The sequence below is a fragment of the Desulfomicrobium norvegicum genome (assembly GCF_900114595.1).
Lineage (GTDB): Bacteria > Desulfobacterota > Desulfovibrionia > Desulfovibrionales > Desulfomicrobiaceae > Desulfomicrobium > Desulfomicrobium macestii.
Map to the genome: position 1 here is coordinate 254234 of NZ_FOTO01000005.1, position 12521 is coordinate 266754.

10 protein-coding genes are annotated in these 12521 nt (G+C 55.0%); 6 read left to right on the forward strand and 4 right to left on the reverse strand.

Going from position 1 to position 12521, the window contains the following annotated elements; translation table 11 throughout:
- Positions 1–43: 43 nt before the first annotated feature.
- Positions 44–1855, reverse strand: coding sequence for an extracellular solute-binding protein (locus BMZ24_RS10165; protein WP_092191883.1), 1812 nt, complete (start codon positions 1853–1855; stop codon positions 44–46).
- A gap of 245 nt (positions 1856–2100) precedes the next feature.
- Here BMZ24_RS10165 and BMZ24_RS10170 point away from each other — a divergent pair, with 245 nt between their 5' ends.
- Positions 2101–3507: an aspartate kinase gene (locus tag BMZ24_RS10170; protein ID WP_092191885.1), complete on the forward strand. Its 1407-nt coding sequence runs from the start codon at positions 2101–2103 to the stop codon at positions 3505–3507.
- Positions 3508–4200: 693 nt separating this feature from the next.
- Here BMZ24_RS10170 and BMZ24_RS10175 read toward each other — a convergent pair.
- Positions 4201–4461 (reverse strand): hypothetical protein, encoded by a 261-nt coding sequence (locus tag BMZ24_RS10175; RefSeq protein WP_092191887.1) that lies wholly within the window; start codon positions 4459–4461, stop codon positions 4201–4203.
- Positions 4462–5169: 708 nt separating this feature from the next.
- Here BMZ24_RS10175 and BMZ24_RS10180 point away from each other — a divergent pair.
- A complete protein-coding gene (locus BMZ24_RS10180) occupies positions 5170–5790 on the forward strand; it encodes a tetratricopeptide repeat protein (RefSeq protein ID WP_092191889.1) in 621 nt (206 codons plus the stop codon).
- Between the two features lie 339 nt (positions 5791–6129).
- Here BMZ24_RS10180 and BMZ24_RS10185 read toward each other — a convergent pair whose 3' ends face one another.
- Positions 6130–7266 (reverse strand): Fic family protein, encoded by a 1137-nt coding sequence (locus BMZ24_RS10185; protein WP_244150331.1) that lies wholly within the window; start codon positions 7264–7266, stop codon positions 6130–6132.
- Positions 7267–7553: 287 nt separating this feature from the next.
- Between BMZ24_RS10185 and BMZ24_RS10190 the strand changes: the two genes are divergently transcribed.
- A complete protein-coding gene (locus BMZ24_RS10190) occupies positions 7554–8774 on the forward strand; it encodes an ADP-ribosylglycohydrolase family protein (RefSeq protein ID WP_244150332.1) in 1221 nt (406 codons plus the stop codon).
- A gap of 379 nt (positions 8775–9153) precedes the next feature.
- Here BMZ24_RS10190 and BMZ24_RS10195 read toward each other — a convergent pair whose 3' ends face one another.
- Positions 9154–9555 (reverse strand): GFA family protein, encoded by a 402-nt coding sequence (locus tag BMZ24_RS10195; protein WP_092191893.1) that lies wholly within the window; start codon positions 9553–9555, stop codon positions 9154–9156.
- 181 nt (positions 9556–9736) lie between these two features.
- Between BMZ24_RS10195 and BMZ24_RS10200 the strand changes: the two genes are divergently transcribed.
- The 3 genes from BMZ24_RS10200 to BMZ24_RS10215 all read left to right on the forward strand — a co-directional run.
- Complete coding sequence (locus tag BMZ24_RS10200) at positions 9737–10465, forward strand: KilA-N domain-containing protein (RefSeq protein WP_092191895.1); 729 nt, start codon at positions 9737–9739, stop codon at positions 10463–10465.
- A 312-nt stretch (positions 10466–10777) separates the two neighbouring features.
- Entirely contained in the window at positions 10778–11716 is a 939-nt protein-coding gene (locus BMZ24_RS10210; RefSeq protein ID WP_092191897.1) for an HNH endonuclease, read from the forward strand.
- A 388-nt stretch (positions 11717–12104) separates the two neighbouring features.
- Positions 12105–12521, forward strand: a 417-nt coding sequence (locus tag BMZ24_RS10215) for a hypothetical protein (protein WP_143077873.1), incomplete at its 3' end; no start/stop codon positions are given.

Genomic DNA, 12521 nt, shown 5'->3' on the forward strand with positions numbered 1-12521 from the left:
CATCGCCACGGTCCATGATGGCGGCCGGATCAATGTCCAGGTCCTACTTGAGCCCCAGCCGCCCGCGCTTGTCCGCCAAGCCCCGTTCCTTCTCCGGGTCGATCCACCAGGACTGAAAATCAAGTCCGTAATCAGCCGGCTTCTCCGGCCGCCCGAACTTGTCCCAATAGGCCACACGCCAGGACGTGGCGTGCCAGTGCGGGATGACGTACCAGCCCCACAAAAGGGCGCGGTCCAGGGCCTTGCAGCGCAGGATGAGCGCCTCACGATCCGGAGCGGCGATGACCAGATCGACCAGGGCGTCGATGGCCGGGCTCTTGATGCCGCAATAATTGCGCGAACCGGGCATGTCCGCCGAGGAGGAATGCCAGAAGGAACGCTGCTCGTTGCCCGGAGACAGGGACTGCGGGAAGCTGGACACGATCATGTCGAAATCGAAGCCGCGCAGCCGCTCCAGATACTGCGAAGTGTCCACCATGCGCACCCTCATGGTGATGCCGAGCCGCGTAAGGTTGCGCTGGAAAGGCAGGACCACGCGCTCGAAATCGGGTTGCACCAGCAGCATCTCGAAGACGAAGGGCTTGCCGTCCTTGACCAGCTTGCCATCCTTGACGCTCCACCCGGCCTGACGCAGAAGCCCCGCGGCCTCGCGAAGATTGTCGCGAATGTTGCCGCTGCCGTCGCTGACTGGCAGGGAGAATGCCTGGGTACTCACTTCCTCGGGCAGGTCCAGGGGTTTCAGCAGCTCCTTCTCCTGTTCCGAAGGCAGACCGGAGGAAGCCATGTCGGAATTGGAGAAAAAGCTCGTGGAGCGGGCGTATTGGCCATAGAAAAGGCTCTTGTTGCTCCACTCGAAATCGAAGGCGAAATTGAGCGCCTTGCGCACCAAGGGGTCGGAGAAAATGTCGCGGCGGGTGTTGAAGACGAAGGCCTGCATGCCCTGCGAGAGCTTGTGCGGAATGTTCTCGGTGCGGATCAGCCCGGAATTCACCGCCGGGCCGGTGTAGCCCGTGGCCCACTGCTTGGAATTGTATTCCTGGCGAAAATCGTACTCCCCGGCCTTGAAGGCCTCCAGGGTCACGGTCAGGTCGCGATAGTAGTCATAAATGATGGTGTCGAAATTGTGCCGCCCCTTGTTCACCGGCAGATCCCGTCCCCAATACCCGGGATCGCGCACGAAGGTCAGGCGCTGTCCGGCCTTGAATTCCCCGATGCGATACGGACCACTGCCCACGGGAATGTCCAGGCTTGAAGCGGCAAAATCCCGGCCCTTCCAGGATGCTTCGGACAGCACCGGCAACTGCCCCAGGATGAGCGGGAGTTCCTGACTGCTGCCCGGCTTGAAGAAAAAGGTCACGGTTTGCGCATCGGCAATGTGAACCCGCTCCACATCGGCGTAATACTGGGCGTAGTGGGGATTGCCCTGCTCCACGAGGATCTTGAAGGTGAAGGCCACATCCTGCGCCGTGACCGGGGTGCCGTCATGAAACAGGGCCCCTTCGCGCAGATGGAAGGTCATGGAGGAGCGATCCTTGGCCACCTCGATCCGATCGGCCAGCAGGCCGTATTCGGTAAAGGGCTCGTCGAGGGACTGTTCGGTCAGGGTGTCGAAAAGAAGTCCCAGGCCGTCGGCGGAGTTGCCCTTGACGATGAAGGGGTTGAAGCTGTCGAAGGTGCCCGTCGCGGCCAGTCGCACCTGCCCGCCCTTGGGCGCGTCGGGATTGACATAGTCGAAATGGCTGAAATCAGCAGGGTAACGGGGCTGTCCGTTCATGGCCAGGGCGTGAAAAGAATCCCCTGCCGACGCAGGCAGGACAGTACCGAGGAGAAGGACAAGAAGGAAAAGATGCTTCATGATGAACCTGCTTGAGTTGGCGAATTTGCGCCCTTTTAGCCGTAGCGGCCGGGAGCGTCAAACAGGCCCGGCGCGTAAACAAGGAACTGGTCGGGCATGGCGACGAAGAGGTTGTCGAAAATCGATTTTCTTTTCTCTTCATATTGACGCCCCACCACTTTAGGCAATATCGCTCAGGGGTTATCCAGAGCAGCCGGCCCTGGCCGCCGGCACCCGTCAACATCACTTCAGTCCGGGAAAAGTCCATGAAAGCTAAAGTTCGTGTTGAAAAGATCGGCGGAACATCCATGTCACGGTTCCCGCAAATCATCGACAATATCATTCTTCGCAATCCTGCCGACATTTTTGGCCGGATCTACATTGTCTCCGCCTACGGAGGAGTCACCAACGAGCTGCTGGAGCACAAGAAAACCGGGCAGCCCGGCATTTACCAGCTCTTTCGGCAGCAGGAAAATTACGCCAGGAAGATGCTCGCCCTGCGCGACACCCTCTTCGAGCTGAACAAGACCTTCGTGCCCGCAGGACTCGACCTGGCCGCCGCCAATGAGTTCGTCGACGACCACATCGATCTGGCCATAAACATCCTGCGCAGCATGGATAACGTGCTGGCCTCGGGCTACGTTTCACGCACGGCCCTGTTCCTGGCGGCGCGCGAGCTGCTGGCGTCCCTGGGCGAAATGCACAGCGCCTTCAACTCCGCCAACATCCTGCAAAATCGCGGCTACGATGCCACCTTCGTGGACTTGAGCGGCTGGGAAGACAGCAGGCAGTTGACCATCGACGAGCGCATCAGGGCCAGCTTCGAAGGCATCGATCCCTTCTCGACCATCTGCTTCGCCACCGGCTACACCAAAGGCACCGAAGGCATCATGCGCGAATTCGACCGGGGCTATTCCGAGGTCACGTTCTCCAAGGTCGCGGTGATCCTGGGCGCGAGCGAAGCCATCATCCACAAGGAATATCACCTCTGTTCCGGCGACCCCGTGCTCATCGGCGAGGAAAACATCCACCCGGTCTGCAACACCAACTTCGACGTGGCCGACCAGTTGGCCGACGTAGGCATGGAGGCCATCCACCCCAAGGCGTCCAAACCGCTGGAAGTCAACGATATCCCCATCCGGATCAAGAACGCCTTTGATCCGGACCACAGCGGCACGCTCATCACCAAGGATTTCATCGCACCCGAGTCCATGGTCGAGATCGTGACCGGCTCCGAGAAGGTCACCTGCCTGGAAGTGCACGACACGCGCATGGTCGGCGAGGTCGGCTTTGACCTGCGCATCCTGCAGGTGCTGGCCAAGCATGACATTTCCTATATCAGCAAGGCCACCAACGCCAACACCATCGGCATGATCATCAATGATCGCGACTGCCGCCCCGAGATGATCGCCGAATTGCAGGACAGGTTCGAGCAGATCACCCTTCAGAAGGTGGCCATCGTCTGCGCCATCGGCTCCAACATCGGACAGCCCGGAATCATGGCCAAGGCGGCCAGCGCACTGGCTACCGACGGGATCAACATCCTGGCCGTCTCGCAGACCGCCCGCCAGACCAATATGCAGTTCGTGGTCGAACGCAGCCAGTTCGCCAAGGCGCAGGTTGCGCTGCACAAGGCTCTGTGCATGACTGGCCCGAGGGCCTGCGCCGGTTGATTGCCGCTTTTACTTCTCCATAACTGACTGAAAAAAACAAAATTTGCAGGCCATTCAAAAATGGCGAGATGCAAGGAAGCGAAAAAATCCAGGGCGCACAGTGTATTTGGCATACATAAGCGGTCTGGATTTTTTCCGCTGACGCAGCAGATTGCCGTTTTTGCTTCACCACAACTAACTGAAAAATTCAAAATTCGCAGGCCGTTCAAAAATGGCGAGATGCAAGGAAGCGAAAAAATCCAGGGCGCGCAGTGTATTTGGCATACATAAGCGGTCTGGATTTTTTCGCTGACGCAGCAGATTGCCGTTTTTGCTTCACCACAACTAACTGAAAAATTCAAAATTCGCAGGCCGTTCAAAAATGGCGAGATGCAAGGAAGCGAAAAAATCCAGGGCGCGCAGTGTATTTGACATACATAAGCGGTCTGGATTTTTCCGCTGACGCAGCAGATTGCCGTTTTTGCTTCACCACAACTAACTGAAAAATTCAAAATTCGCAGGCCGTTCAAAAATGGCGAGATGCAAGGAAGCGAAAAAATCCAGGGCGCGCAGTGTATTTGACATACATAAGCGGTCTGGATTTTTCCGCTGACGCAGCAGATTGCCGTTTTTGGACGGCCTGACAAACACGAATCCCCGGGACAGCCGTCTGCCCCGGGGATTCGTGTTTGTACTGCGCCTTACAACGAAATTTCACTTCAACAGAAAATTGAGCTCATTCTTTGTCAGTAAACTCTTGTAGCGCCCCGCCCCTTCCCTGCCCTTCTTGATCGGTTCATTGAGCGCTTTGCCCTGTTGCGACAAAACCTGCTTCACGGCTTCGCGAAACCGCTCATGACGCAGCAACTCCGCATCGGGAACGACCATCACGTAAGGTTTCTGGCCTGATTGGAGTTTCGAATCATCATCTGTGCAGCCTTCAACATCCTGCATGGGTTCCTGATCCGTGTTCATGGCAAGTCCTGGATAAAAAGTTTTTCCGCTTTATTTCAGAACAGAGTTCACTGCAAAAAGCCGTTAGCCCCTTCAAAAAGAAAACCCGCGCCTTTTTAACCACCAAGAAAACGCTTCGATTTCCGCCTTCGCTGACATTGCGTCCAGGTTCTCTCACGGCTTTTTGCATCTTCCCCATAACATATTGAAAATATGTATCGGAAAGCATGTGCATGTCTCTATTAAATGCGTTCAATATAATTTGAGAATCATCCTGAAATAAATAAACATAACTAACTATTTTGAAAAATTATGTATACTCAACTTAACAAACAAAGACATTTTTGATTTTGTTTGGCGGAAAAACCAATCGGTTTTTAAAAATAAATACCTACGTATTAAATTCATTTATGAAAAATATATGTAGGTATTTTATTTGTTGGAAGAAAATTAGTCATTAGTGTTTACTTTTTTATAAAATTTCATACATATAAATACGTATATAAAAGCTCGAACGTCAAAATTAAAGAATTTAAATCATTAAAAAATTAAGCATGTTATTAAATTATAATCATTAGAATACATAAAAGATATTAAATACGGTTTAATTAATAACACCAAATGACGATCAAATAAATACTAATCGGTATTTTTGGTCAATCCAGGAAAAACTGGAAAAATTGCGTCCCGCAAAAAACAACAACGTACGTACATACACAAGGAGGAAACATGAAAAACTCCACCCTACTCATTTGCCTGATTACTCTCGCATTCCTGACTCTCGTCGGCCCGATCATGTGCCGAGCCGGGGAGTCCCATGCGAAAGATCAGGCATCGTTTGCATCGCCTGACGCAAAAAATGCGCGCATGGTGGCAACACAGGCAAGTCAAAACATGAAAGTCGAACAAGGATCGCAAGAAGGACAAAACCTTGCAGGAGCCATCGCATCATTCACCAAAGCCGCAAATCAGGCTCCCGATTCGGCGGATGCCCATTTTGCGCTGGGAGAGGCTCTGGCCAGGGCCGAGCACTTTCAGGAGGCTCTTGTCAGATACACCCTGGCGGTCACCCTGGACCCAAACCACGCCAAGGCGCTTTACGGCCGCTCGCAGCTCTGCCGTCGCATGGCACTGCACGCACAAGCCTACAAAGACTTGAGCCACCTGATAAACCTCAGGCCAGGAGTCGCCGATTATCACTATCAGCGCGGCACTGTTCTCTTGAAGCTCAAAAACATCACAGAAGCCTACCGCGATTTCCAGCGCGCCTACGAACTGGACAAAAAATATCCCAAACCCACCCTGTTGTGGGACAAGGAAAAAGAGACCGTGGCCACAAAACGCGTATGAAAAGTGGTGGTTCAAAAACAATTGCCTCGGATTCCGAGGCTTTTTCTTGCCGAAGCTCCTCCTGCGGCGATCATCGTCGTGCCCCGGGAAAATGATGCCGCGAAGAAAGCCCTTGGGATCTTGCCCAGGGGCTTTTTTTACGTGCGCGCCCGGCAGGGAGCAACAAAGAAAAAAGATGGAGCTGTTCAAAGGGGTAGATAGTTAGTGCCGATTATCGATTTGACCACGTCTCTCGACGGTCTGTTCCCCTACTGGGACATGCTCCGGCAACTCGGCCCGCAGACGGAGTATTCGCCTTCCTTGCCTGTCGGTGTCGGGGCAGGGTTGGAGCGGCCTGGCTTATGCGGGGCGGTTGAGCGTTGGCGGGATGAAGCCTTCTTCAGACAGCGTAAGGATAATGCCGCGCAACAGAAAACTGTTGCTGAAGCCAAGGGTGTATTGCCGCGCGCCTTCCTTGATCGGCAGCAGCATCTTTCGTTCGACCAGTTTTCTGATCTGGTAGGTGCGTTGCGCCGTAGTCATGCCCGGCATGGCAGCGCCCAGATCGGCGGCTTTGGCAATGCCCTTTTGTGCACCGATCTGCAGAATGTGCGCTTCAGTCGTTGTGATCAGTTCGCGTTCGCGGGCAAAGGCAATGGCGGGCAGAAGCACGCTGTTGGTCAGATAGGTGAAATCCGTCAGCCGATCCACTTTACGCAATTCACCCAGAATACCCTGCAGTACATAGATGCACCACGATTCCAGGGCGATCGGAGTTCCCGCGTCGGCTTCTTCCAGCATGGCGTAATAGCGGTCCCGGTCGTTGCAGAACACGGCTGTCGGGTTGAGCACCCGCCCTCCGGCCTGGACATTGAATCCGTATTTGATCAGCAGCGTGTACGTCAGCAGGCGGACCACCCGTCCGTTGCCGTTGCCAAAGGGATGTATCCAGCCAAACCGATGATGAGCCAGCGCCACCTTGATCAGATCGTATTTGGGCGGGTGGTTTGCGTTGATGAAGGCCACCAGTTCCTGCATGTATTGCGGCACCAGCAAAAATTCTGGAGGAAGATGGTTCGAGTGTGCGATTTTGACCTGCTGACGACGGTACGCGCCAGGCGTGGGATCGCCCTCGCGTTCAAGACTCCCGACAGTAAGTGCATGGAGTTCACGAACGAAATGTTCCGTCAGAAGGTGTCCTTGCTGGACGCTTTCCTCGATATGGGCCATGGCCATCTCGATGTTTGCCATTTCCCGCAACTGGTCGGACGGATGTTCCAGCGAGCCTTCCAGCTTGCTCTCTATGTAATCTGCCAGGGTGGTGTGGTTGCCCTCGATGCGAGCTGAACCAAGACTTTCGAGCATGTGGAATACATGCTTGAGCTGAAAGAACACCGGAGCCGGAGTGGTGCCTACCAGGCGCAGTCGACGCAAGTGCTCCAGTTCAGTCAGCACGTCCACCAACGGCGAGTCAAAGGCGGGGTTGAGCAGGCTCAAATCATAATGGCGAAATGTTGGCATGTTGAAGGGGTTAAATTATTATCTTGAATTTGCTGTTTTTCCTTTAAGGAAGACAGAGTGTTAATTCAATCATCAAAATTAAGTATCTCGAAAAATGAATGCCGGCAAGTTGAATTCATGCTGAAAAGCACTGACCACGTTTATCCCCCGCCCGGCCATGTTCGCTCTTACCCTCTCTTGTTGCTCGGCACGATCAGTCGACGACCCGCAAAGCGTGGCTCGCGTCTTGGACATATTCCGACTCCTGCATACTCTGGGCGACGATGCCTCTCACTGGAATCGGTGACGACCATCTATCCATGGCAGGCACCATGGACATCAAGGCGGAGGTCGTGCACGATGCTCCCATGGAACCAACGCCAATAAAGCGCCCTGCGCCATCCGTATCCCTGCAAAGGGCGTCGGCGGCCCTCGCCTCGCTCTTTGTCGGCGACGCCTTGGCCATGCCGGTGCACTGGTACTACAACACCGCCGATATCGAACGCGCCTTTCCCGGCGGCATCAAAGACCTTGAAGCCGCGCCGGAATTCCACCCCTCATCGATCATGTCGCTCCACTCCACCCGGCGTGGCGGCCGTTCGGGGCAGGATCAAGGCCAGCCAGGTTCTCCGGAGATCATCGGATCGGTCATCCTCAAGGACCGGCGGCACCTCTGGGGCCAGGCCAACCGGCACTATCACCATGGCATGCAGGCCGGCGACAACACCCTCAACGCCCACTGCGCCCGGGTGCTCATGCGTTCCATCATCGAGAACGACGGCCGCTACAGCCGCGACCACTTCCTGCAGTCCTACATCGAGTTCATGACCGCCGACCCGCCCCGGCACCGGGACACCTACGCCGAATCGTACCACCGCGGCTTCTTCGCCAACCTCGTCGCCGGAAAGCCCCCCCATAAATGCGGCGCACGGACCCACGACACCCCGTCCATGGGCGGGCTGGTCACCATCGGCCCCCTGGCCATCAGCGAACTGCTGCAGGGAACCGCATTGACCACGGTGCAGGCGACCTGTCGGGAGCACCTCTTCCTGACCCACCCGGACGAGACGCTGGGGCGCATCTGCGACGGGTATGTCGCCCTTGTCGCCGGCCTGCTCCTGCGCGATGCGGACGAGGCCCCCGACCGGCATCTGCTGGAGGCAGCCCGCACAACCATGGGCCTTGATCTCGCGCAGATGGCCGAACGCGCCCGGACAGACCGGGAAATCGTCGGCGGCAGGTATTCCACCGCATGCTACATCAGCGATTCCTGGCCCAGCCTTCTGTTCCTGGCGTTCAAATACCGCACCGACCTCAAGGCCGCCCTGCTGGCCAACACCAACCTGGGCGGCGAAAACGCCCATCGCGGCGCGGTGCTCGGAGGCATTGTCGGCCTTTCGTGCGGCATGACGGTCGATGACTGGTTTGCACGACTCGTGGACCATCAGGCCATCCAGGCGGAAATGGCGGCCTTGCTTTCTCCCTTTTGCACGACCGGGCCCTGAGTGAGCCTTCGTGTTGTTCAGGCTTCCCTCACGCAAACGCGGCACGAGCCAGAAATGTGCGCATCCATCCGTATGCGAAACAACCGAAGACTTCTCCCCCGAGCCCTACACGGTGATCAAAGGGAAGCTCGAACCCTACCTACCCGGCTCCTGCACGGCGTGGGCGACGACACCTGCTCACCAAAATGGCTTAAGATCATCTACCGCTCCATGGCAGGCACCAATTACGCTGCAAAACCAGGTTGATGGCCTGAACCAAATTGCTCAGACTTATTCACAAAGTTTGGCGGTTAATTCCACTATTGTGCGCATTGGAAGTCCGACGAGCCATCTGGACGGCCTGAGCCATCACTCCCGAATGGAAGAAGGACGAAACGGGTTACTCAGGCAGTTCCTCAAAAGTGGGAAGCATTTCCATCCCCTTGTCCCAATTGGCTTTACGGGAAACGAAGATATGGGCCGTGGGCGGAATTGGGGCATCGCAGTCGAGACTGCCAGCTGGGAGCACGAGCAGCTTGCCGTCCATTTGGATGTTCGGCAAGGCAGAGCCGCATTCGGCACAGAAACTCTTTATGTGCCCTGTATTGTTGAAGTTGAAGGTCTTCACCAAATTCTCGCCCGATAGCCAGCGTAGATTCGCCGTGGACGAAAACAGGTTAGCCGCATGGGCCGAGCCGGTATCCTTGCGGCACCGTTCGCAATGGCACAAATAGAAACTCTCGAATTCGCCTTCGACCTCGAAGGCGACCTTGCCGCACAGACACGATCCCACATAATTCACGCTTGCACCTCCACGTTTCGCGTCGTTCTTTGGACGACGGCGCTACAACTCCGTTCGCCCACATTCAAACCTGGACAACACTACGCCCGAACACTTCTGTCGCCAATATGGAAAAAAACTGAACCGTGAGGAAACCCTCAAATATTGAGTGGTTCGAAGGTTCCCGGCAGGTCAGACCGACATGCTCCGGGCCAAGGATGGAGATTTTTTCATTTCGGACTGGCTGCGGAACCGGAATACCGTCGAGTTCCTCGGCATCTGGGAACAGGTGCATAACCCGGCGTTTAATTATGGCGAATTCGCCACAATTAAAAGTCAAGCCGGGCTAAACAGCTACAAGATCAGCATCAAGGAGTGGGTGGCCAAAACCAATGCCATCGGCCTGGTGGCCAAGGCCGGCCGCTACGGAGGCACCTATGCCCACAAAGATATTGCCTTTGAATTCGGCATGTGGATCAGCGCCGAGTTCAAAATTTACCTGATCAAAGAGTTCCAACGACTCAAAGAGCAGGAACTCCAGCAACTCGGCTGGGACATCCGCCGCAATCTGACCAAAAACAATTACCGCATCCACACTGACGCTATCAAAGCCAACCTGATCCCCCCAAAGCTCACAGCGAAAGAAATCAATTTGATCTACGCCAGCGAGGCGGATCTGCTGAACATGGCTCTGTTCGGCAAAACTGCAAAACAGTGGCGGGACGAAACCCCAGACCACAAAGGCAATATTCGGGATGAAGCCAACGTCTCCCAGCTTGTCTGCCTGGCCAATCTCGAAACCCTGAACGCCCATTTCATTAATCAGGGACTGCCCCAGGCCGAACGGCTCAAAATCTTGAACCAGACCGCCATTCAACAGATGAAACTTCTGCTTGCCGACAGAAACGTCAAGCAGTTGGAAAGGAATTGATTAATGAACTGCGAAAAGCGCGAAACACACGAAAAGGTTCTTTTCCCTGAATGTTTTGCCATTCAAGGGGCCATATCCGATGTGTACCAGGAGATGGGTTGCGGTTTTTAAGACAACCGGTCTTGAACTCGGTCTGCTGGTCAACTTCGGTAGCCATCCAAAGGCCGAAATCGTCCGCATCGCCAACACCAACTTTCGCGATTTTCGCGCCTTTCGTGGTTAATAAAGGGATCTATTTCATTTAGGGTGTAAAAGCTGATAATCTTTAATCTCACCTACTGACATTTCCTACCATGGGCGCTAAAAGGCCCCATGCTTAACCCGCCCTTCACGTTCCCATCCATCAGGCAGGATACCAACAGAAGCACTTGGACGGAGGAAACCCTTGGCCGGGCGCCGTACAAGCCTTTCCTGCTCCTGGCCGTGCTCGACCTCATGGATGCTGGCAGGATCACGGAAAACCGGATCGTGCCTGACGAAGACCTGACCGACGCGTTCATGCTCTACTGGAACGCCATCCTGCCCGACCGCCTGCGCCCGAGCATCCATCTGCCCTTCTTCTATCTGCAGACGGACGGTTTCTGGGTACTGCACCCTCTTTCCGGCAAGATGCTGCCCGCAACCGAACCGTCTTCCTGGAAGAACGTGCGGGAGCGATACGCCTTCGCTTCCCTGGACGAGGCAGCCTTCGAACTACTCCAAAACCCGCTGACCCGCGCAACGGCCCGGCTGGAACTGATCCGCCGATGCTTCGTCCCCGCTCTGGAAAAACCCCTGCTCGAGCTGGCCAAGACCCAAGTCTCGGCCTTCAACTATGCCGACAAACTCCTCCGGGAAACTCCGGCGGCCTACGAAAAACCGGTGGAAAAGCCCGTCCGCGACCAGGCGTTCCGCAGGGTCATCGTCAAAGTCTACGACCACCGCTGCGCCCTGTGCGGCATCCGCATCATCTCACCGGACAGCCGCACCGTGGTGGACGCCGCCCACATCAAGGACTGGGCCGTGTCCCACGACGATAGCCCCACCAACGGCCTAGCCCTGTGCAAGCTCTGCCACTGGACCTTCGACAGCGGTCTGGTGGGTTTCGACGACGACTACCGCGTTATTGTCGCCCGTTCGATCACCCGCGACGGCAACCTTCCCGGACATATCCAGCAGTTTGCGCACCGGCCCATGATTCTGCCGGAAAGGGAGTGCTACTACCCTGCAACGGAGAATCTGGCTTGGCACCTGCAGAGGTTCAAACTCTGATGACCATAGCGAATCTCACAGGTAAGAATAGCTACGTATGACAAGAACAACAAACTGTACTCATTTCAGTTATTAATACGCCAGTCGTCTTACATCCTCTTATTCTTGACATTTTTTTCACTATAAGGCGTAAATGGCACCATTATAATTGAGAGCAGGTCAGTGGAGGGACATGGGACTTCGTCCCCCTCTGTATGGGATCATGTGGCGATTTAATTCTCGATGAGGACCATCTAGACACAGCGCAGTTTTAACTTGCACCTCGAATGGAAGGTTCATAATAAAGATATATAGGACCCAAGCATGCACGGACAAGTAAACTATTTCAAATAGTTGAAGCGAAACAGACGCACGATGCGTCTTCCCCTCGCTCAGCGAAGAGGCTTTAATGACTCTTGCTCCTGTCAACCTGCATTTTGAAGACTCCGGTGAATGGTATAGCCTCCCGGAATGGGCCGAGTATTTCATCAGCGTTGGCAAACATCTCGCATCCGAGGACAACTCCGCAAGTCGGATTGTGACCGCCATTGTCGTCCCTACAAGGGCTTACTGCGCGGCTTTTGTCAGCTTGGGGATGATTGTCAGCGATGCAGCCGCTCATGACTCCTCTTCCGCCGCAGCCCATTTTGAAATGTTATTTGACCTTCCCATCGGCACACCTGTTATTCTTCGACAGAGCCCCCGCAAGGCATTAAGAGGCGTGTTGCAGGAGAAGTGGCTCAGTTTGTTTGAACAGATTCGCCTGATTTTTAGGTGGAATCTCCGCCATTCTTACATCGCCATTTTTACCTGGGGCATCTGTTCG

Bases quoted from the DNA above. Each gene is read 5' to 3' on its own strand.
- BMZ24_RS10175 (WP_092191887.1), bottom strand. From the start codon at position 4,461: ATGAACACGGATCAGGAACCCATGCAGGATGTTGAAGGCTGCACAGAT.
- BMZ24_RS10210 (WP_092191897.1), top strand. From the start codon at position 10,778: ATGCTTAACCCGCCCTTCACGTTCCCATCCATCAGGCAGGATACCAAC.
- BMZ24_RS10165 (WP_092191883.1), bottom strand. From the start codon at position 1,855: ATGAAGCATCTTTTCCTTCTTGTCCTTCTCCTCGGTACTGTCCTGCCT.
- BMZ24_RS10190 (WP_244150332.1), top strand. From the start codon at position 7,554: ATGCCTCTCACTGGAATCGGTGACGACCATCTATCCATGGCAGGCACC.
- BMZ24_RS10170 (WP_092191885.1), top strand. From the start codon at position 2,101: ATGAAAGCTAAAGTTCGTGTTGAAAAGATCGGCGGAACATCCATGTCA.
- BMZ24_RS10200 (WP_092191895.1), top strand. From the start codon at position 9,737: ATGCTCCGGGCCAAGGATGGAGATTTTTTCATTTCGGACTGGCTGCGG.
- BMZ24_RS10180 (WP_092191889.1), top strand. From the start codon at position 5,170: ATGAAAAACTCCACCCTACTCATTTGCCTGATTACTCTCGCATTCCTG.